20 protein-coding genes are annotated in these 19,295 nt (G+C 58.8%); 6 read left to right on the top strand and 14 right to left on the bottom strand.

Features of this window, described 5'->3' with window-relative positions; all coding sequences use genetic code 11:
- Positions 1-31: 31 nt before the first annotated feature.
- Together AC6RA8_RS08450 and AC6RA8_RS08445 are read left to right on the top strand one after the other, a co-directional pair.
- The gene (locus tag AC6RA8_RS08450; RefSeq protein ID WP_500351984.1) at positions 32-949 is read left to right on the top strand and encodes a sulfite exporter TauE/SafE family protein; all 918 of its coding nucleotides are present in this window, start codon (positions 32-34) and stop codon (positions 947-949) included.
- Positions 949-1,701 (top strand): TIGR02186 family protein, encoded by a 753-nt coding sequence (locus AC6RA8_RS08445; RefSeq protein WP_500351982.1) that lies wholly within the window; start codon positions 949-951, stop codon positions 1,699-1,701. The genes AC6RA8_RS08450 and AC6RA8_RS08445 overlap by 1 nt, the downstream gene beginning before the upstream one ends.
- Here AC6RA8_RS08445 and AC6RA8_RS08440 read toward each other — a convergent pair.
- The 6 genes from AC6RA8_RS08440 to AC6RA8_RS08415 form a co-directional block, all read right to left on the bottom strand.
- A complete protein-coding gene (locus AC6RA8_RS08440) occupies positions 1,698-3,230 on the bottom strand; it encodes an ATP-dependent DNA helicase (RefSeq protein ID WP_500351980.1) in 1,533 nt (510 codons plus the stop codon). The genes AC6RA8_RS08445 and AC6RA8_RS08440 overlap by 4 nt on opposite strands.
- 41 nt (positions 3,231-3,271) lie before the next feature.
- Positions 3,272-3,907 (bottom strand): acyl-homoserine-lactone synthase, encoded by a 636-nt coding sequence (locus tag AC6RA8_RS08435; protein WP_500351978.1) that lies wholly within the window; start codon positions 3,905-3,907, stop codon positions 3,272-3,274.
- A gap of 113 nt (positions 3,908-4,020) precedes the next feature.
- Entirely contained in the window at positions 4,021-4,752 is a 732-nt protein-coding gene (locus AC6RA8_RS08430; RefSeq protein WP_500351977.1) for a helix-turn-helix transcriptional regulator, read from the bottom strand.
- Positions 4,688-4,831, bottom strand: a complete 144-nt coding sequence (locus AC6RA8_RS08425; RefSeq protein ID WP_500352018.1) for a hypothetical protein — start codon at positions 4,829-4,831, stop codon at positions 4,688-4,690. Before AC6RA8_RS08425 ends, AC6RA8_RS08430 begins: the two co-directional genes overlap by 65 nt.
- A gap of 279 nt (positions 4,832-5,110) precedes the next feature.
- Positions 5,111-6,391: a crotonyl-CoA carboxylase/reductase gene (ccrA, locus tag AC6RA8_RS08420; RefSeq protein ID WP_500351976.1), complete on the bottom strand. Its 1,281-nt coding sequence runs from the start codon at positions 6,389-6,391 to the stop codon at positions 5,111-5,113.
- Positions 6,392-6,502: 111 nt separating this feature from the next.
- Complete coding sequence (locus AC6RA8_RS08415; protein WP_500351975.1) at positions 6,503-7,891, bottom strand: 1-acyl-sn-glycerol-3-phosphate acyltransferase; 1,389 nt, start codon at positions 7,889-7,891, stop codon at positions 6,503-6,505.
- Positions 7,892-7,973: 82 nt separating this feature from the next.
- On the opposite strand from AC6RA8_RS08415, the gene AC6RA8_RS08410 reads away from it, so the two are divergent.
- Together AC6RA8_RS08410 and AC6RA8_RS08405 are read left to right on the top strand one after the other, a co-directional pair.
- Entirely contained in the window at positions 7,974-8,369 is a 396-nt protein-coding gene (locus tag AC6RA8_RS08410; protein ID WP_500351973.1) for a hypothetical protein, read from the top strand.
- A 74-nt stretch (positions 8,370-8,443) separates the two neighbouring features.
- Entirely contained in the window at positions 8,444-10,414 is a 1,971-nt protein-coding gene (locus AC6RA8_RS08405; protein ID WP_500351972.1) for a methylmalonyl-CoA mutase family protein, read from the top strand.
- Positions 10,415-11,176: 762 nt separating this feature from the next.
- Here the strand turns inward: AC6RA8_RS08405 and AC6RA8_RS08400 are convergent.
- Complete coding sequence (locus AC6RA8_RS08400; protein ID WP_500351970.1) at positions 11,177-11,356, bottom strand: hypothetical protein; 180 nt, start codon at positions 11,354-11,356, stop codon at positions 11,177-11,179.
- Positions 11,357-11,441: 85 nt separating this feature from the next.
- Here AC6RA8_RS08400 and AC6RA8_RS08395 point away from each other — a divergent pair, with 85 nt between their 5' ends.
- Both AC6RA8_RS08395 and deoD read left to right on the top strand, forming a co-directional pair.
- The gene (locus tag AC6RA8_RS08395; RefSeq protein ID WP_500351969.1) at positions 11,442-11,873 is read left to right on the top strand and encodes an H-NS histone family protein; all 432 of its coding nucleotides are present in this window, start codon (positions 11,442-11,444) and stop codon (positions 11,871-11,873) included.
- A 187-nt stretch (positions 11,874-12,060) separates the two neighbouring features.
- The gene (gene deoD / locus AC6RA8_RS08390) at positions 12,061-12,765 is read left to right on the top strand and encodes a purine-nucleoside phosphorylase (RefSeq protein ID WP_500351967.1); all 705 of its coding nucleotides are present in this window, start codon (positions 12,061-12,063) and stop codon (positions 12,763-12,765) included.
- Positions 12,766-12,928: 163 nt separating this feature from the next.
- Here deoD and AC6RA8_RS08385 read toward each other — a convergent pair whose 3' ends face one another.
- From AC6RA8_RS08385 to sdhA, 7 genes are all read right to left on the bottom strand, one after another.
- A complete protein-coding gene (locus AC6RA8_RS08385; RefSeq protein WP_500351966.1) occupies positions 12,929-13,774 on the bottom strand; it encodes an urea carboxylase-associated family protein in 846 nt (281 codons plus the stop codon).
- A gap of 37 nt (positions 13,775-13,811) precedes the next feature.
- A complete protein-coding gene (locus tag AC6RA8_RS08380) occupies positions 13,812-14,957 on the bottom strand; it encodes a WD40/YVTN/BNR-like repeat-containing protein (RefSeq protein WP_500351964.1) in 1,146 nt (381 codons plus the stop codon).
- A gap of 95 nt (positions 14,958-15,052) precedes the next feature.
- Complete coding sequence (locus tag AC6RA8_RS08375) at positions 15,053-15,751, bottom strand: ZIP family metal transporter (protein ID WP_500351962.1); 699 nt, start codon at positions 15,749-15,751, stop codon at positions 15,053-15,055.
- A 7-nt stretch (positions 15,752-15,758) separates the two neighbouring features.
- Complete coding sequence (locus AC6RA8_RS08370) at positions 15,759-16,538, bottom strand: succinate dehydrogenase iron-sulfur subunit (RefSeq protein ID WP_189370911.1); 780 nt, start codon at positions 16,536-16,538, stop codon at positions 15,759-15,761.
- A 13-nt stretch (positions 16,539-16,551) separates the two neighbouring features.
- The gene (locus tag AC6RA8_RS08365) at positions 16,552-16,881 is read right to left on the bottom strand and encodes a hypothetical protein (protein ID WP_299201353.1); all 330 of its coding nucleotides are present in this window, start codon (positions 16,879-16,881) and stop codon (positions 16,552-16,554) included.
- A complete protein-coding gene (locus AC6RA8_RS08360) occupies positions 16,878-17,705 on the bottom strand; it encodes a hypothetical protein (RefSeq protein WP_500351960.1) in 828 nt (275 codons plus the stop codon). Before AC6RA8_RS08360 ends, AC6RA8_RS08365 begins: the two co-directional genes overlap by 4 nt.
- 7 nt (positions 17,706-17,712) lie before the next feature.
- Positions 17,713-19,295, bottom strand: a 1,583-nt coding sequence (gene sdhA, locus AC6RA8_RS08355; RefSeq protein WP_500351958.1) for a succinate dehydrogenase flavoprotein subunit, incomplete at its 5' end; no start/stop codon positions are given.

Here is a 19,295-nt window from a genome sequence, read left to right as displayed (position 1 = left end):
TTTCCCATACCGCGCCGTCCTAACAGTACCCATGCAAATCTACCTGCCCATCGCCGAGGTATCGGTTAACGCGTTCCTCCTTCTTGGATTGGGCGGCATGGTGGGCATTCTGTCCGGTATGTTTGGCGTCGGCGGCGGCTTCCTGATGACGCCGCTTTTGTTCTTTATCGGCATTCCACCGGCGGTCGCTGTCGCGACCGAAGCCAACCAAATCGTTGCCTCTTCCTTCTCCGGTGTGCTCGCACATCTCAGGCGCAAAACGGTGGATCTGAGGATGGGCACCGTGCTGCTGATTGGCGGTCTGATAGGTGCGGCACTGGGCGTGCTTATCTTCAACTATCTCAAGTCATTGGGTCAGGTCGATCTGCTGGTCCGCCTGTGTTACGTCGTGTTCCTTGGCGTGATCGGCGCGTTGATGTTTGTCGAAAGCTTGAATGCGATCCGCAAGACGGCCAAGGGCAAGGCCATACCCACCCGCAAGAAGCATGGGTGGATCCACAAGCTGCCCTTCAAGATGCGGTTCCGTGTTTCCGGCCTCTACATCTCGGTCATTCCACCTTTGCTCGTTGGGCTGAGTGTTGGCATCTTGGCCGCTATCATGGGTGTCGGGGGTGGGTTCATCATGGTGCCTGCCATGATCTATCTGCTCGGCATGCCAACCAAGGTGGTTGTCGGGACATCGCTGTTCCAGATTATCTTTGTCACCGCGTTCACCACGATGCTGCACGCCACGACCAACTTTACCGTGGATGTCGTGTTGGCCGTCCTGTTGCTGGTCGGCGGTGTGATCGGAGCCCAGATCGGCACGCGCATTGGCGTGAGAATGAAAGCTGAACAGCTGCGCATTCTGCTCGCCCTGATGGTGCTGGCCGTGTGCGGTAAGCTGGCCTTTGACCTGCTGGTCATGCCGTCCGAGCTGTACTCTGTCGGTGCGGTGGAGGGTCACTGATGCTGCGCTGGCTGGCCCTGTTCATTCTGGTGGCGTTGCCCACTTGGGCCGAAGAGGTTGTGCTGGGTCTGAGCCAGGACGAAGTGGCCATCACAACCAGCTTTGATGGATCGGAAATCCTGGTCTTTGGTGCGGTGAAGCGTGAAGCTCCGATCCCCGAAGGTGAGTTGGGTGTCATCGTCACCATCGCAGGCCCACCCGAGCCCGTCACCGTGCGTCGCAAGGAGCGCCGCTTTGGTATCTGGGTCAACACGGATGCGGTCGAAATTGACGCGGCACCAAGTTACTATGCCGTGGCTTCGAGCGCACCGCTTGAAGACGTTTTGGGTGTCCGTGAGAACCTGGAACACCGCGTATCCGTCACCAGCAAATTGAATGCCGTAGGTGCCCCAGACTCGGTTCTGGATGCGAGTTCCTATGTCGCCGCCCTGATCCGCATCAACACCGCCGCAGAGACGTATCAATTGCTTGAGGATCAGGTTGTTGTCGATGAAGACACCCTGTTCCGGACCCGCATCCGCTTGCCAGCGGCTTTGACGGAAGGTGCCTATGAGACGCGCATCTTTTTGACACGCGATGCAGAGGTGGTGGCCAGCTACGAGACGACCATCGACGTCCGCAAGGTGGGACTTGAGCGCTGGTTGTTCGTTCTGAGCCGGGAAAATCCATTCTGGTACGGATTGATGTCACTCGCCATCGCCATTGCGGCCGGGTGGACTGCATCCGCCGCGTTCTCACTCATACGCAACTAAACGTCCGGTTCCTCTGGAGCGAGGGTGAGTGTCGCCGCAGGGACGCTGCGCAGATCGTCCACGCGAAGCGGGCCGGTCGGTTTTGACAACCTGTTCCGAACCACCCAGATCAGCCGGTCCTGCGCGCGCGTGATGGCCACATAGGCCAGCCGCTTCCAGAGGGGCTGCCCTGCCTCTGTCCGGTTCATGCGGGCGGCCACAAAAAGGTCAGGTGCGAACACCTGCACCGTGTCCCATTGTGACCCTTGCGCCTTGTGGATTGTTACGGCGGCTCCGTGGAGAAATGTGGCGCCCATACGTGCCGCATAGGGGATAAAGGGCTCTTCTTCGTCCGGTTTTTCTATCTTCACAATTGACGCGGCCGAGACCTGAGGGTCTTCGGCCCCGATCACGTGGAGGCGGGAAAAGCCGGGTTTGCGCCCTTCACCCAGATAAACGACCTGCGCGCCCTTGATCAGTCCGCGCGCCTCGAGGTCCAGTCGTTTCTTACGGTGTTTCAGCGGTAGTTCCAGCCCGTCACAGATCAACGGCTCCCCTTCTATGAGGCGGTCTTCGGGGGCTTCATACACCGCGCGGAAAGCATTGATCAGGCGGATGCGGGTAGCATTGCGCCAGACGAGGACGGGGCTGCGCGCCATCAGGTCAACCTCGACCCGCTGCCCCCAGACGACACGTTCGTCACGGGCGGCGGCCTCTTCCACCATCTTTTCAAACCGATAGAAGTCAACCTGCGGGTCGGCCAGCGCGTGTGCGAGGTCTAGGATCGGGTTGTCCGCCGCTTGCCGGTGGATGCGGCCCAGATTCATAACCCGCCGTTCGGGCAGTTTGTCGAATACCATTGCGCCAGACTGGTTGACCGGGGCCAACTGCGCGGGATCACCGAACAACAGGAGGGTCGGGAAAATTTCCTTCAGATCCTCAAACTGCTTGTCATCCAGCATCGAGGCTTCATCGATGAAGCCGATATCCAGCGGTTCTTCGCGCCGTTTCCAACCGGTGATGAAGTCGCTTCCGCGCAGCCCCGCAGCAGCCAATGCGCCAGGAATGGACTTGTTTGTCTGGTAGAAGGCATAGGCCCGATCGAGCGCCTGGTCAGTCAGTCCTTCAACTTCAGGCCGGTCACCATTGCCTGCGAGCCATTCGGCAATGCGTTCGTATTCCGGGTCATAGACGGGTGTATAGAGGATCCGATGGATCGTCGTCGCGGGCACCCCGCGAAAGCGCAGAACACTTGCGGCCTTGTTTGTTGGCGCGAGGATGGCAAGTGTACGACGGTCCTTACGTCTGCGGGATTCGTAATCACCCGACACAACTTCGACTCCAGCGGCTTCGAGCGCTTTGTAGAGTTCAGACAGCAGAAGGGTCTTGCCCGATCCAGCCTTGCCCGTAATCGCCATGACAGATGTTGCCGAGGACTTCGGCGGGGTTAGCAGCGCATCATCAAGATCGATACCGGCACCGCGCAACATCTCGGTTACGGTGTCAAAGGCGGTGGCCTGATCGTCAGAAAGGGCAAGGCACGTGGACATGCCGCGACCCTATAGATGGGTCGCAGCAGGTGCCAGCGAGATCAGGCGCTGCGCGCGTAGTTGCGGTAGCGTGTCATCCCGAATGCACGGTCGAACCATTGGCGCGATCGTTCCATCGGAACACCCGCCCGCTCCGCAACGACAGCCGCTGCGCTTTCGTTAAAGTGCCAAAGACCAACGCTGATCTGGTCGCGGCCCGTACCGGCGCTGCCCAGCACTTCGGGTGAAGAGCCAATCATGCGGTAGATGCGGACCATGCGGGCGTCAAAGACCCCCACAAAGTGTTCGATCCCGAAGTTCTGCATGATTTCCCCACCGCCCAGCATCAAAGCGGCAGCCACATGACCACCGGCCCCGCGTGTCAGGCAGAAACGGGTGCATTCCCAGATCAATGGGCTGGTAATGGGCCCTGAGATCAGATCGCCAAAGTGTTCGTTCACCATTGTGCGACCCGTCGTGGGAAGAAAGCGCATGGAGCCGCCGTGCGAGCCATCAGGTTCTTCCCAGATAACGTAGAGCGGGTTTAGATCGTCATACTCGTCCCGCTCATACCCATCCTGGTCCACATTCACATCCCACCCCAATCGGGTTTTGAATTGGTCCGCACGGTCAAGAAACATGGTACGGGCAAGTTTGGGATAGTCGCCAAGATCGGAGGCATAAACGTAACGCAGCATCGGAGTACTCCTAGTCAAACCGGGGAGGTGTGACCGGAACACTACGGGAACATACGTTAAAATCTTGTACATGTAACCGTTCGATGCATCGCCCGTTCAAGCAACACGCGGCTTCAAACGACAATCAAACCCCTGCTCATGGCTCGAGCAACAGCATGCGTGGTGTTCATCGCACCCAGCTTAAACCGGGCGCTTTCGATGTATACACGCAGAGTGTGTTCCGAGATCGACAGAGTATCGGCCACCTGCGCGCGGCTGTATCCCATGGCCAGAAAGGTCATTGCGTCAACCTCGCGCGGGCTGAGCGCCTGGGACTGTTCCGGCGCCCGATCCGGTTCGAAATCGAGCGCCTTTTCGTTGAACGTATGCGCAATCAGGATCAGGTCACGACGATGCGCGTCTGTCCATTCGGCCCACGTTTTGTCGTCGCATGAGTGGCTGACCGTAAAGAGTGCGAACTGCCCGTTCGGGCCGCGGATCGGAACCGAGAACCCCTGGTTCCCGACCCCATGTTTGATGGCTTCGGCTTGAAAGGTGCGAGCGGACTTGCTGCTCCAGTCCAGTCTTTTCCAATCTACGGGGTGAAACCGTTGAAAACACCCCATTATGACCGGATCGACACGCAGATAGTTCTGCTCAAGATACCTGTCACGCCAAGCGTCCGAATAGGTTCCGCAACCATACTGATCCCCGGCGGAATCGACCCAGTGATACACCACGTGATCGACCCTATAGTGGTCGCGTATTTCTTCGGACGCCGCCTGTAGTGCAGCGAGCCCCTCAGCTTGCTCCAAATCCTCCAAAATAGGTTCCAACGGCTGCCTCGCCGTCGTGACGCTGATCATCCTGTCTTTCCTTCATCGCGGCGATCTCGGCCATCGCGACGATTGCGGTGTCATCCAACTGCTCAGCGAGCGTATGCATATCGTTGGATCGGGCAAAAGTCTTTATGTCCGTAAGAACGTCCAGTATCCAGTCACTTTTCATGATCAGACTCACTCCCGAGTGGTTAATGAAAGGTTAACACAACTATAGCATGTGTTAACTTGCCCCGAAAATTCACGTATTTCCCCTCCCCAGAAATAGCGAGGCGAATATTTGCAAGTCATTGATCCAATTGGATCTGCACTTGAAACAGTAAAACGCCCGCAAAACCACAGGGTGATTCGCGGGCGTTTATACTCATCTTTGGCGTGTGTGGTGTTAACGCCGTGCTTCCAGCGCATCCTCAAGAGTACGCAGACCGGTCTTGGGTGCCTGCACCAGCACCGACATATTCCCGGGCTTGTGTTCGTTGCGCAGCATCTTCATGTGCGCTTCGGGCAGGTCGTTCCAGGCAAAAACTTCGGACATGCATGGATCCAGGCGGCGCTCGACCATCAGGTGGTTGGCGGCTGATGCCTGCTTGAGGTGGGCAAAGTGGCTGCCTTGTAGACGTTTCTGGTGCATCCACATGTAACGCACGTCAAAGGTCAGGTTGTAGCCGGTGGTGCCGGCGCAGATCACAACCATACCGCCCTTCTTGCAAACAAAGGTCGAAACCGGGAACGTGCTTTCACCGGGGTGTTCAAAGACCATGTCAACGTTCACACCTTTACCGGTGATGTCCCAGATCGCCTTACCGAACTTGCGGGCTTCCTTGAACCACTCCGCATATTCCGGGGTGTTTACCGTGGGCAGTTGGCCCCAGCAGTTGAAGTCCTTGCGGTTGATGACGCCCTTGGCGCCCAGATCCATGACGAAGTCACGCTTGCTTTCGTCGCTGATCACGCCGATGGCGTTGGCACCTGCCGTGTTGATCAACTGGATCGCATAGGAGCCCAGACCACCCGACGCGCCCCAAACCAGAACGTTCTGTCCAGGCTTCAGGTCATGTGGCTCGTGGCCAAACAGCATGCGGTACGCGGTGGCGAGCGTCAGCGTGTAGCACGCGCTTTCTTCCCAAGTCAGGTGCTTGGGGCGTGGCATAAGCTGCTGCGCTTGAACGTTGGTGAACTGCGCGAATGAGCCATCGGGGGTTTCGTAACCCCAGATGCGTTGGCTTTCCGAATACATCGGGTCACCGCCATTGCAGTGCTCGTCATCGCCGTCGTCCTGATTGCAGTGGATCACCACTTCATCACCAACTTTCCAGCGTTTCACCTTGTCACCCACGGCCCAGACGATGCCCGAAGCATCGGACCCCGCGATGTGGAAGGGTTGGCCGTGCCCGTCAAAGGGGGAGATCGGCTTGCCCAGCGATGCCCAGACACCGTTGTAGTTCACCCCGGCTGCCATCACGAGCACCAGAACCTCGTGGCTGTCGAGCTTCGGCACGTCGACCACTTCCAACTGCATCGCCGTGTCCGGTTCACCATGCCGCTCGCGGCGAATGGCCCACGCATACATCTGTTTCGGGACGAACCCCATGGGAGGGATTTCCCCCATCTCGTAGAGGTCTTTTTCAGGTGCGTCGTAGGACGCGATGCCAGTATCGAGTGCCATGTTCAGCCTCCGGGTTGAGAATTCCGTGCCGCAGCGCAGAATCGACTGCGTTACGGCTGAATATGGCTCGTCACGAAATAAAGCAACCCATGCTTTGGTATTTTTGTAATTTTATGACTTTGCGCTTGCAGCATCCCGCGGGGTGTTGTTGTCAGGATACAGGTCCGCAATCGAGTTGGCGTAAAAGCGGAACAGGCCCTTTTCGTCGCTGACCTTTGCCCATCCATTGTCGATCCAATGGATCATGCCGCGCCGTTCCATGTCGCCCAAAGCGCGGGCAATGCGGTTGCTCAGATCTTCGTCGGTCAATGGCGGCCGCGTTCCGCGCTCGGACGGCATGGCCGTCTTGATCCGATGGGTCATATCCGCGTCCGGGATCGGCATGTCTGATTGCAAGAACATACGTGCCAGTAACGGAACAAACGGGACCGGCATCACATCCTGTATCCGACCACGCAGTGTTTCGGCCAATTTATCCAGGTCATGATCCTGACCCAAAGCTGCAAGGGAAACCGGCGGGCCAAAGACAACGGACGCCGTGCCGAACTTGCGATACCGCCGCGTTATCCATTGCCACAACAGGCGTAGAATAGCCGCCATTACTACGGTGATGCTGACCCCGAACCGGCGATCTCCCCGCTTGTCGGCGGCAATCAAGACGCGATCTTCGAGCACTCGGTCATAGTTGATTGCAACGGGAACAAAGACAACGTCCCGTTTGCTTGGGTCGTACCCATCCACGACATAGGACAAGAGCCCCATTTTGAGCGGCATCAACTGACCGTTCACGCTCAGCCCACCCTCCGGGAAGATAGCCTGGGTCACTCCCCCCGCAGTCGCCATGCGCACGTAGCGAGATAAAACCTTGCGATACAGTGCGCCGCGCGATCTGCGGCGGATAAAGTAGGCTCCCATGGACTTTATCAAGCGCGACAATGGCCAGACGCGCGCCCATTCCCCGACTGCATAACTGAGTGCCGAAGCCCGCGCCGCAAGATAGGTGACCAGCACGTAGTCCATATTGCTGCGGTGGTTCATAACAAAAACCACGGTTGCATCCGGGTCCACGCTTTGAATCTGCTGATCGTTATTGAGCCCCGTCCGCACGTCATAAAGCGCCGTGGCCAACCACCGCGCCACACGCGCACCGAAGCTGAAATAGGCAAACGCGGAAAAGCTGGGCACGATTTCGCGGGCGTAGCGGCGCGCTTGTTCAAAGGCCACGTTTTCCGGCACGTTGTTTTCGCTGGCGTGCTGAACGATCGCTTCAGTCACTTCTGGATCATAGATCAGGCGCTGGATCATGTCGTGCCGACGGGCCAGCTTGAAAGGTTCGATGGGTCGCGTCAGCCGTTCGTTCAGTCGGCTCACCGCCCGTTCCAGCCGCCTCCGAAAGAACCAGCGCACCGACGGGAACAGGAAATGCGAAGCAAAGGTCACGGCCGCGAACAACACGATCAGCACAAAAAGCCAGAGGGGGAGTTCAACCGATCTCATCATCGGGTGGACCCTCGCAGGCGTATGGGGCAGGAGCAAGCAAAATGGGCTGGTCTTTCCTCTATCCGCGACTGAAAGTGGCCGAATGTATGATGGAGATTCCTTCTATACCCTGACCGTTTGGGGTCAGATCGGCCTGGCCGTCGTATCCTTGCTGTTTGCCGTCGCGGCCCTTGGATTTACACGCCTGCTGGTGTTGCGCCGTCCACTCATCATCCGTGTGCCTGTGTGGTTGGTTGCCTTCATCACCTTTGTTTGGGCATCACCACAAGGTTACTACACCTATTACCGGATGATTTTTGACGGGTTGCCAGCGCAATCCGTGATCAAGGCGCCGCCTCCGCCGGAAGAGATACTGGCGCTACTGACCTTTACCGGACCCGTAACCTTGTCAGCCCACAGCGTCGGGGTTCTGGGATGGCTGATGTTTGTCGTAGCCGTCTGGCCGCAACGCAGAAAATGCCGCAACGCAGCGGATTGACTGCGCCACAAAATTACCTATACCTCACACCATACGAAATTTTGTTACCCAGCCGATTCACGGGAGAGTACGCCATGTCGCAGCCTGCACAGAAAGACCGCCCTTGGTTGATCCGCACCTACGCCGGACACTCGACCGCCGCCGCATCCAATGCCCTATACCGATCGAACCTGGCCAAAGGTCAAACCGGTCTTTCCGTGGCTTTCGACCTGCCAACACAAACAGGGTATGACAGCGACCATGTTTTGGCGCGTGGCGAGGTTGGCAAGGTGGGCGTGCCCGTTGCGCATCTGGGCGACATGCGCACGCTGTTCGACCAAATCCCGCTGGAGCAAATGAACACGTCCATGACGATCAATGCGACCGCGCCATGGCTGCTGTCGCTTTACATCGCCGTGGCCGAGGAGCAGGGCGCGGATGTGTCCAAGCTGCAGGGCACTGTGCAGAACGATCTGATCAAGGAATACCTGAGCCGAGGCACCTATATCTGCCCGCCGAAACCGTCGCTCAAGATGATCGCGGATGTGGCCGAGTATTGCTACACCAGCGTGCCGAAATGGAACCCGATGAACGTGTGTTCCTATCACCTGCAAGAGGCGGGCGCGACGCCCGAGCAAGAGTTGGCATTTGCCCTTGCCACGGCAACAGCCGTTCTGGACGAATTGAAACCGCGTATCGATCCGGCTGATTTTCCGGCCGTGGTCGGGCGCATTTCCTTCTTTGTGAATGCTGGCATCCGTTTCGTCACCGAGATGTGCAAAATGCGCGCCTTTGTCGATCTGTGGGACGAGATATGCGAGAAGCGCTATGGCGTGACCGACCCGAAATTCCGCCGCTTCCGTTACGGGGTGCAGGTCAATTCACTTGGCCTGACGGAACAGCAGCCGGAAAACAACGTCTACCGCATTCTGATCGAAATGCTTGCCGTGACACTGTCAAAAAAGGCGCGGGCCCGCGCAGTGCAATTGCCGGCGTGGAACGAAGCGCTCGGCCTGCCCCGCCCCTGGGACCAGCAATGGTCCATGCGGATGCAGCAGATCATGGCCTTTGAAACCGACCTGCTGGAATATGACGATCTGTTTGACGGCAACCCGGCCGTTGACGCCAAGGTCGAGGAATTGAAAGCAGGTGCCCGTCACGAATTGGAAAACCTTGATGCGATGGGCGGCGCCATTGCGGCCATCGACTATATGAAAGCCCAATTGGTGCAATCTAATGCTGAGCGCCTGAACCGGATCGAAAAGGGCGAGACGGTTGTGGTTGGTGTGAACAAGTATCAGGCCGGGGAACAGTCTCCGTTGATGACTGGCGATGGTGGGATCATGGTTGTCGATCCTGCGGTCGAGCAAGATCAGATTGACCGTTTGAACGCATGGCGCGCAGACCGGGACGATTCTGAGGTCAAGGCTGCTCTGGATGAGCTGCGCGCTGCGGCGAAGGCAGGCAAGAATGTCATGCCCGCTTCGATTGCCTGCGCCAAGGTCGGCGTCACCACGGGTGAATGGGCGGCACAGATGCGTGCGGTGCACGGCGAATATCGCGGGCCGACCGGCGTGTCGTCAGGTCGGTCGAACATGACCGAGGGTCTGGATGATCTGCGCGATGCGGTGGACGCCGTGAGCGACCGCTTGGGCCGCCGTTTGAAATTCCTTGTTGGCAAGCCGGGCCTTGACGGCCATTCGAACGGCGCAGAACAGATTGCTGTGCGCGCCCGGGATTGCGGGATAGACATTGCCTATGAAGGGATCCGGCTGACACCGGAGGAGATAGTGACCGCTGCCCTGGAGGACGAGGCGCATGTTGTCGGCCTGTCGATCCTGTCCGGCAGTCATATCCCCCTGGTCGAAGACCTGATGCAGCGCATGCGGGCTGCGGGGCTGGGCCATGTCCCGGTGATCGTCGGCGGCATCATTCCCGATGACGACGCGGATCGCCTGCGCGCCATGGGTGTGGCCCGGGTCTATACACCCAAAGACTTCGAACTGAACACGATCATGCAGGACATCGTGACACTGGCGGATCCAAAGGCTGTGGCGGCAGAATAGCCGTCACTACGTCTTTTTCGAAACCGATGCTGCCTGAGCAAGGTCGGCCGCCCGCTGTAGGGTCTGCAACTCTGTATCGACCCCAGACTGAGTGATGGACGCTGTGGCAGTGTCCTCCTTGCTTGCCCCGGCATGACAGCCGGCGTCAGCGTTGCTTCGGCCAGCACCTGCATTCGTCGCACGTGATCCACGGCGTCCTGTACCGCGATGGACAGCGATTGCAATGTCGCAAGCTCGAGCCCAACGCGCGCAAGTTCGCCGGGGTTTTCAGTGATTTGCTTGTTCAGCAAGGCAACCTTTGCCTCGATCTGGGCATTGACGGAACTTGCTGATTTCGAAGTATCTGCCTGCGCATTCAACGTGTTCAACGCCTCTTGCGGATGGTCAGCCCAAACTGACTGCTGTCTTGAGGTTGCATGTCTTCCGCGTCCGCTGAACCCGCGGAAGCATCTTTCTTCGGGCTTGGGTTTTGTGCCATACGCTACGGCCTTTTGTTGCCCGCGACAGACACCAAGGCCGTGGACAGCGAAGTATCGGCCATAAGCAGTACCTGCCGTTGTTGGACGACTGCGTTCTGCGTGCAGAACGCCATCGCCTGAGCATAGCACTGCTGCACAACGGCTAATCCGATTTGTTGTGCGGTGCCAAAGTTGGCCACCGATGTTCGGGCCACTGCATCCGTGACCTAATCATTCACGGCTGTTTCTTCAGCCATATCACCCTCTGTCTATGTGGAGCCAATCAACCCGGCCCAAAACCGGATCAATCATTCATTAAAATGCGCGCGCACAGTTCCGCGGTTTCAATCATGTTTTCGTGCTGTGCCTTTTGCTGGGCGGCACTTGCATCCAATAGCGCCAACGACATTGATTGCGCCAAATCGGAATAGGATTTGGCAACATCCACCGCTGCCTCAATGGCCTTGTCCGTATTGTCCGCCATGCAGGCCTCCCGTCTTGCGGGAACCTTAATTCTAGTGTGATCGATTCACCAAGCCTTTTTCCACCGGCAGTCGAAAGAAACTAGCATGGCGGGCAAATCCTCGCCGCTGACACAATTACGATCAGTCAGCCTCTTGATTTTCCTACGATTTCACCAAATAGAGTGTGCAATCTCAAAAATAACTGGACAAAAAATGGCAATCAAACTCGACAAGATGAGCCGCAAGGAACTTGAAGCACTACGCGCTGACCTGGACGAAGCAATTGTGCAACGTCGCAAATCAGAGCGTCAGGATGCTTTGGCCGCGGCCCAAAAAGCGGCAGCAGAATATGGTTTTTCGCTGGACGAGTTGACGAGTAAAAAATCGGGTCGGGGAGGCGCGAAAGCGTCCAGTGCCGAACCGAAATACATGAACCCTGAAAACCCTGGGCAAACGTGGACCGGCAAAGGGCGTCAACCCAACTGGTTCAAGGCCGCCGTGGAAGCAGGCACACCAGCGGAAAAGATGAAAATCTGACCGCCCGCCAAATCAAGAAAGGCCACGTTCCTGTTGCGAAGGGAGCGTGGCCTTTTTGATTCAGGCAGTCTTTACTTTTTTTTGACGCGCTATCCATGCGCAAATCTGCGCCGTTGTCGTGCGTGCTATTTTCCTTTGCGCTGAAAGCGCGTACTGCAATGCTTGTTCCCAGACGAAGGAGTTGACCATGACCGTTCATATCGGTGCCGCACCGGGCCAGATTGCCGAAACCGTGCTGATGCCCGGCGATCCTTACCGCGCGAAATGGGCGGCTGAGACGTTTCTGGAAAACGCCGAGCTGGTCAACGAAGTGCGTGGCATGCTTGGTTTTACCGGGATGTGGAAGGGCAACAGGGTCACCATTCAGGGGTCGGGCATGGGCATGCCGTCCTTGTCAATCTATGCCAACGAACTGATCACCACTTATGGCGCCCAGACGCTGATCCGTATTGGGTCTTGTGGGGGCATGCAGCCTTATGTGGGTATCCGGGACGTCATCATTGCGATGACATCGACCACCATCACGTCACCGTCTTCGAGCTTTTTCAAAGAGATCAACTATGCCCCCTGTGCCGACTATGGCCTGTTGGCGGCAGCCGTAAATGCAGCCGAGGCCAAGGGCACCAAAACACATGTGGGCGGTATCTATTCCTCCGACGTGTTCTACGCCGAGCGGGCTGACCTGGATGAACAGATGGTTCGCCATGGGATCCTTGCCGTCGAGATGGAAGCGGCGGAGCTTTACACCTTGGCGGCACGCCATCGGCGCCGGGCACTGGCTGTTCTGACTGTCAGCGACCACTTGCAGACGGGCGAGGCGCTGCCGTCGGAGGACCGCGAAAAGACCTTTGGGGATATGGTGGAAATTGCGTTGGAAGCTGCTTTTACCTAACGCGACGCGAATTTAGCTCTATTTTCCAATCCATTAGGGGTGGCACAGGCATGTCACCCCGCATGCAGCATCTGTACACCCCCTGTGCACCCCCACCGTCACGGTTGGGTAGGCATTTGTTAGGACTCTAATCCCTGCCCCTTAACGAAGGATGACTGCGCCGTCACCGCCCATGGCTGCGGTCGTAGCCGTTGAGAGGTGGGCTTTGCCAGCCATCGAGCGTACCGGGAGCAGGGGCGAACACTTCAATTTTGAGCGGGAAGCAGGGCGCAGTGTCCGAGGAATGTTCGGACCCGCAATCGCCGCCCGGACAGGCGCTGAGTGCGCCCAGAAGATCGATCTCGGCAAAGAAGTCGATGTGGTCGCCGGGGCGGACCGGTGACGCCTTCATGAAGTACTGACCGGTGTCGCGGGTGAAGCCGGTGCACATGAAGACGTTCATGACGTCGTGCACATGCGGCTCGGCCTCGACCAGCGACATTCCGGTATGGTCGGCGAGTGCGCGGGTCAGGTTTGAATGGCAGCAGTGATGGTAGTGACCACCCTGCAAGAGATTGCCTGTATAGGGGTCACACCGCGTACCGATCACGTCGTGCACACCACCCCCAAATTCATCAAACCCGTACCAGCCGAGCGTGTCATGGATGATCGTGGCCATCGGGCGCAGGGTAGGAAAGCTGGTCCAGAGCCGGTCGCCCGTGTCCACATGGGTGCCGTGCAAGGCCCGTGTCTTGCCAGAGTAGAACCGTTCGGACAGGTCGTTTGCGTTCCACAGGTTCAAGTCGCCAACCTGCGGCCCTTCGACAGATGAGATGCGAAAGATGTGACCCGCAGGCACCTTGAACGTTGCCGCCTCGCGTGGGGCGGCAATGGTTTCGGACAGTTTGGTCATGCCATCACGGGCGCGGGCGTAGCGCTCCATATCCGGTTTGGGCAGTGTTTCGGGCGGGTAGCAGATCACCGGCGGGATGGCGCGGTGGGCGTCAGCATAGTCAGGGGCATCGGTCATGCGCGCAGCCTAACTGCCCGCACGTTGGGTGCAAGTGTCAGATACGGTCCATCACCTCGACCGAGAGGATTGTGGGCAGATGCCGGGCAACTTCATCCCATGTCTCACCTTCGTCCCGTGATGCAAAGACCGAGCCGGAGTTTGTGCCAAAGTACACCCCCGCTTGCGTCTGCTGATCGGTCGCCATGGCCTGCCGCAACACGGTGAAAAAGCAGGTGTCCTGCGGCAATCCGTTTCGCTGGTCTGCCCAGGTGTCACCGCCATTCTCTGACCGCCAGACAGCGGCGCTGGCGTCAGGGGGATAGCGCCCGTCGCTGTCACCGTTGAGCGGCAGGGTCCAGATCATCTGTGGCTTGTGGGGGTGTACGGCGATGGGAAACCCGAAGGTCGAGGGCAGTCCTTCGGTGATATCCTCCCAACTGCGGCCGTCATCAGACGACCGCCAGACCCCGTGGTGGTTTTGTTGATAGAGCACATCGGTACTGGCGCGAACAATGTTGTGAACGCAATGCCCTGTTTCTCCATCGCGGGGTGCGGCCGGATGTGCATGGTGGCCGCAGCTTTCTGCATTGGAGAGCCGGTTGCGGCGGTCCCACGTGGTGCCACCATCCTCGGTCGCAAAAACGCCCGCCGCAGAGATCCCCACCCACATCTTGGCGTCATCCTTGGGGTCGCGAACAATCGTGTGCAGGACCAACCCTGCGCCACCGGGGTTCCAGCTGTCGCGCGTGTCATGGTCGCTGAGCGCATCGTTGCGGGTCCAGTTCTGCCCCCCATCCGCACTTTCATAAAGGCGGCCCGGATTGCCACCCGCCATAAGCCGACCGTTGGCCAGTGACAGTGACCAGATCGCGGTGACATCCCCGTCAAAACTGGTTTCGTGTGCCGTCCAGCCGAAAAGCGCCGCATCTTCCGGATTGTTTTCGGCCCAGCTGTCCATCTCGCCTTTCGAGAGTTTGGACAGCTGCCATGTTGCGCCGCCATCGTCAGACCGCCAGACCCCGGCACCGCTGAAGGCGTTGCCACCACCGGCCCAGATATTGCCTGTCTTTGCATCACCAATCACATGGTTGATGGCCCAACCGTCGCAATGTGGTCCCGTCAGTTTCCAGGTGTCGCGCGTGGCACTGTGCAAAAGAAACGCACCCTTGGTCGTGCCGATGAGAATGGTGATACCCGACATGTCCACCCCCCGTTTGATTGGACGCAGGGTATCACAAATCTGCCTTCAGCGGCAGCCTGGGGTATCCGAAGGCAAGATATGCTGCGTTCGATGGGCTAAATCAGCAGGTCGCCGGCCAATCCAAGGCCAAAGCCGCACACAGCGCCCAGAGTCGGCAGATGCGCGTTTTTCAATGGCACCTGTGGTGCAATATCCTGGAACATCAGGAAAAGTATCCCACCCGAGGCCAGCATCATAACCGCACCGATCACATGCTCTTGCGTCGGGGGCAGAGACACTCCGATCCAGGCTGCCAGTGGACCAAGCGGGACCATGAGCACAAAAAGCCAAAGCGGTGCGGGGCCATCTTCCGACAATTCGCGCATGGCATTGAAGCCTTCGGGCAGGTTCTGCAGCGCAATGAGGCCCGCCACCAGAAGCGCCGTGCCAAGATCGCCCGAGATCAGGGCGCCGAGCGCCATTGCCTCGGGCAGGTAGTCCATCATCATGGCAAGAAACTGTGCGAATTTGCCCCCTGCCCGCGACAGCGCACGGTCAATCATGGCAAAGACAACACCGCCGGCAAAGAACCAGCCAAGGGCAGCACCTGGCCCAAGTCGTTCGGTGCCCTCGGGGACCAGCACCAAGGCGACGGCGGCCAAAAGCGCACCTGCCCCGAATGCAATCACGCCGTGGCGTGCTTCGGTCTTGAGCCAGTTGGGCCAGGCGGCGTTGAATGTCGCAATCCAGGCACCCAGCGGGATCGACCCGCCTGCAAGTGTTGCCAGCAGAAGGGCCGCCCAGACGTCGCTCATGCCTGCATCAGACGGTACGTTCGACCATCATCTTTTTGATGTTGGCAATCGCCTCTGCCGGGTTCAGGCCCTTGGGGCATGTCTTGGCGCAGTTCATGATCGTGTGGCAACGGTAGAGCTTGAACGGATCCTCAAGATCGTCGAGCCGTTCGCCTGTCGCCTCGTCCCGGCTATCGATGATCCAGCGGTACGCATGCAGCAGTGCTGCTGGCCCGAGGTAGCGATCACCATTCCACCAGTAGCTTGGGCATGCCGTCGAGCAGGAGGCGCACATAACGCATTCATAAAGGCCGTCCAGTTTCTTGCGGTCTTCGATGGACTGCTTCCACTCTTTCGCGGGGCGGTTGGTCTTGGTTTCCAGCCACGGCATGATCGACGCGTGCTGGGCATAGAAATGGGTGAGGTCCGGGATCAGGTCTTTGACCACGGGCATGTGCGGCAGCGGATAGATTTTGACGTCGCCCTTCACTTCGTCCATGCCGTAAATGCAGGCGAGCGTATTGATGCCATCGATGTTCATCGCACAGGATCCGCAGATCCCCTCGCGGCAGGAGCGGCGGAAGGTCAGGGTCGGATCAATCTCGTTCTTGATCTTGATCAGCGCGTCCAGGATCATCGGGCCGCAGGTGTCCATATCGACGAAATAGGTATCCACCTGCGGGTTTTTCCCGTCATCGGGGTTCCAGCGGTAGATGCTGAACTTACGCACGTTCGTAGCGCCTTCGGGCTTGGGCCATGTCTTGCCTGTCGTCATGCGAGAGTTCTTGGGAAGCGTCAGTTGGACCATTGCGGTTCTCCTTTCACGCGGTCAGAACAGAGAGACCTGCCCCGACGATGCACTGTTGTGTCTGCTGCCGCTCCAGCACGGATCGTACCAAAGCAGCGGTTGTTTCGGAAACGCCAATCACGGCGTCCTTGGCGAATTCACCGATCTCACGCGCTGACGCGTTGTCGATGATGCAGTCTGTAAAGGGCGTGACCGCCTGTTTCGGCACGGCCGGGAAGCGGGTGACGATGGTTTCCGACACAGCAGCCTTGGCGCTGCGGCGCGCAACGTTGTCGACCGCTTGCGTGGTTTCTTCGCAAGCCGTAAGCGTCAGCAGAGCGACAAGGGCTGCGGCACGGATCATGGCAGGACTACCTCGGCTTTGGCGGTGCGCAAGAGGTCGGACAGGCGCAGTGCGTCTTCGGGGAACATTTCGGCCAGCCGCGCGATGAAATGGGGATCGCGGGCAGCGGTCCACAGGATCAGCTGATACTCAAGATCATCAGCCATCTGTGCCGCACGCTGATCCGTCTTGAGCGTTTCGGGGGTCGCCGATTTACCCTGGAAAGATGAGCCGCCACCGTAGCTTTGGACCTCCCCCTTGCCCAGATCACGCCCGGGTAGATCAAGGAGCGCCGCCATGTCGGCACGGTAGCTGTCATCCGCATTCCACCGGTCATAGAGCAACGCCACGGTGTCATCGTCCTGCACCCGGTCAAGCATTTTGCCGTATGTGGCGACTGCGTTCATCATGATCCGCATCCGTTCAACCGGTCCGTAGCCCGGATTGCCCTGAATCTTGCGCAAGAGAGACGCGGCCCAATGAAGGAAACTGCGGTAGATGATCACGCATGTTTCGGGCGCAGCATAAAGCGGTTGTCGCTCAAGTGGTGGGATGCGGTCCTCGTAGGACACAAGCGCAGTGGGCGCATTACCGGCGGCTGCAATCCTGGCGCTCCGACCCGGCATGTCCAGCTTGGACCCGTCGCGATAGGCAGTGACAGCGCGCGTTGTTTCCAGCGGGTCGCGGCCTGGTTTGCAATTGTTCAGGAACAGCCCGCCGCCGCTGGTGTTCCGCATGATCCAGTCTATGAGTGCATGATTGCCCGAGCGCCGCATACCATAGACGCGCAGCACCCGTCCGGGGACGAGTGCCACATCATCCGTGCTGCGCACTGCTTGGCTCATGCTGGGCTTAGTAGACCCGCGCCTTGGGCGCGATTTTCTTGAGGTCGATGCCGCCATCGTTGTGGCTGGTTAGCGGTTGCAGGTGCACGCCGCGATAGCCCAGCGAGGCCGCGTTGCCCTTGAACCAGACAAGCGAGTGTTTGCGCCAGTTTTCGTCATCGCGATCAGGATAATCCTCGTGCGCGTGGGCGCCGCGGCTTTCCTTGCGTGCTGCTGCTGCCGTGATCGTGGCAACCGCGTTGGGCATCAGGTTGGTTAGCTCCAGCGTCTCCATCAGGTCCGAGTTCCAGACAAGTGACGTGTCGGTAACCTGCAAGTCGCTGATCTTCTCGGCCACGCCTTTCATCTTTTCTTCGCCCTCGGCCAGTGTCTTGTCTGTGCGGAATACTGCCGCGTCCTGCTGCATCGTACGCTGCATTTCGAGCCGCAGTTCTGCTGTCGGAACGTGGCCCTTGGCATAGCGCAGCCCGTCGAAGCGGCTGAACGCAGCCTCGACCGAACGTTTGCTGGGGGTGGGCACGGGCGCGTCCGCATCCACCACATCCTTGGCGCGGATGGCAGCGGCTCGACCGAACACCACGAGATCGATCAGCGAGTTGGATCCCAGACGGTTTGCGCCGTGCACCGAGGCACAACCCGCTTCGCCCACAGCCATCAGGCCGGGAGACACATTGTCCGGGTTGTCTTTCGTGGGTGCGAGAACCTCACCCCAGTAATTCGTGGGGATGCCGCCCATGTTGTAGTGCACGGTGGGCAGAACCGGGATCGGTTCCTTGGTCAGGTCAACGCCTGCGAAGATGCGCGCGCTTTCCGAGATGCCCGGCAGACGCTCGGCCAGTGTTTCCGGCGGCAGGTGGTTGAGGTGCAGGTGGATGTGGTCGCCCTCGGCGCCAACGCCGCGCCCTTCGCGGATTTCCATGGTCATACAGCGGCTGACCACGTCACGCGATGCGAGGTCTTTGTAGGTCGGCGCGTAGCGTTCCATGAAGCGCTCGCCCTCGGAGTTAGTGAGATAGCCGCCCTCACCCCGTGCCCCTTCGGTGATCAGGCAGCCTGAGCCGTAGATGCCCGTGGGGTGGAATTGCACGAACTCCATGTCCTGCAGCGGAAGTCCAGCGCGCGCCGTCATACCACCACCGTCGCCGGTGCAGGTGTGAGCAGACGTGGCCGAGAAATAGGCGCGGCCATATCCGCCTGTGGCCAGAACAACCATCTTGGCCGCAAACAGGTGCATGGTGCCGTCATCCAGCTTCCAGCACAGCACGCCTTGGCACACGCCATCATCGGACATGATGAGGTCGATTGCGAAATATTCGATGTAGAATTCCGCGTTGTTCTTGAGGCTTTGGCCATAAAGCGTGTGCAGGATCGCGTGGCCGGTCCGGTCGGCGGCGGCGCAGGTGCGCTGCACAGGGGGACCTTCACCAAATTCCGTGGTGTGGCCGCCGAAGGGGCGCTGGTAAATCTTGCCCTCTTCGGTACGCGAGAACGGCACGCCGTAGTGTTCGAGTTCATAGACTGCCTTGGGTGCTTCACGGGCGAGGTATTCCATCGCGTCCGTGTCGCCCAGCCAATCAGACCCTTTGACCG

Source organism: Tateyamaria sp., from assembly GCF_059783535.1.
The sequence above is the reverse complement of the archived record's forward strand: the minus strand, read 5'-3'. Positions and strand labels throughout refer to the sequence as shown.

Excerpts from the sequence above, each read along its gene's own strand:
- AC6RA8_RS08425 (WP_500352018.1), bottom strand. The coding sequence starts at position 4,831 with ATGCATACGCTCGCTGAGCAGTTGGATGACACCGCAATCGTCGCGATG.
- AC6RA8_RS08415 (WP_500351975.1), bottom strand. The coding sequence starts at position 7,891 with ATGATGAGATCGGTTGAACTCCCCCTCTGGCTTTTTGTGCTGATCGTG.
- AC6RA8_RS08360 (WP_500351960.1), bottom strand. The coding sequence starts at position 17,705 with ATGAGCCAAGCAGTGCGCAGCACGGATGATGTGGCACTCGTCCCCGGA.
- AC6RA8_RS08445 (WP_500351982.1), top strand. The coding sequence starts at position 949 with ATGCTGCGCTGGCTGGCCCTGTTCATTCTGGTGGCGTTGCCCACTTGG.
- AC6RA8_RS08385 (WP_500351966.1), bottom strand. The coding sequence starts at position 13,774 with ATGACCGATGCCCCTGACTATGCTGACGCCCACCGCGCCATCCCGCCG.
- AC6RA8_RS08430 (WP_500351977.1), bottom strand. The coding sequence starts at position 4,752 with ATGATCAGCGTCACGACGGCGAGGCAGCCGTTGGAACCTATTTTGGAG.
- AC6RA8_RS08405 (WP_500351972.1), top strand. The coding sequence starts at position 8,444 with ATGTCGCAGCCTGCACAGAAAGACCGCCCTTGGTTGATCCGCACCTAC.
- AC6RA8_RS08395 (WP_500351969.1), top strand. The coding sequence starts at position 11,442 with ATGGCGGGCAAATCCTCGCCGCTGACACAATTACGATCAGTCAGCCTC.
- AC6RA8_RS08410 (WP_500351973.1), top strand. The coding sequence starts at position 7,974 with ATGTATGATGGAGATTCCTTCTATACCCTGACCGTTTGGGGTCAGATC.
- AC6RA8_RS08375 (WP_500351962.1), bottom strand. The coding sequence starts at position 15,751 with ATGAGCGACGTCTGGGCGGCCCTTCTGCTGGCAACACTTGCAGGCGGG.
- ccrA (WP_500351976.1), bottom strand. The coding sequence starts at position 6,391 with ATGGCACTCGATACTGGCATCGCGTCCTACGACGCACCTGAAAAAGAC.
- AC6RA8_RS08450 (WP_500351984.1), top strand. The coding sequence starts at position 32 with ATGCAAATCTACCTGCCCATCGCCGAGGTATCGGTTAACGCGTTCCTC.
- AC6RA8_RS08400 (WP_500351970.1), bottom strand. The coding sequence starts at position 11,356 with ATGGCGGACAATACGGACAAGGCCATTGAGGCAGCGGTGGATGTTGCC.
- AC6RA8_RS08370 (WP_189370911.1), bottom strand. The coding sequence starts at position 16,538 with ATGGTCCAACTGACGCTTCCCAAGAACTCTCGCATGACGACAGGCAAG.
- AC6RA8_RS08365 (WP_299201353.1), bottom strand. The coding sequence starts at position 16,881 with ATGATCCGTGCCGCAGCCCTTGTCGCTCTGCTGACGCTTACGGCTTGC.
- AC6RA8_RS08435 (WP_500351978.1), bottom strand. The coding sequence starts at position 3,907 with ATGCTGCGTTACGTTTATGCCTCCGATCTTGGCGACTATCCCAAACTT.
- AC6RA8_RS08380 (WP_500351964.1), bottom strand. The coding sequence starts at position 14,957 with ATGTCGGGTATCACCATTCTCATCGGCACGACCAAGGGTGCGTTTCTT.
- deoD (WP_500351967.1), top strand. The coding sequence starts at position 12,061 with ATGACCGTTCATATCGGTGCCGCACCGGGCCAGATTGCCGAAACCGTG.
- AC6RA8_RS08440 (WP_500351980.1), bottom strand. The coding sequence starts at position 3,230 with ATGTCCACGTGCCTTGCCCTTTCTGACGATCAGGCCACCGCCTTTGAC.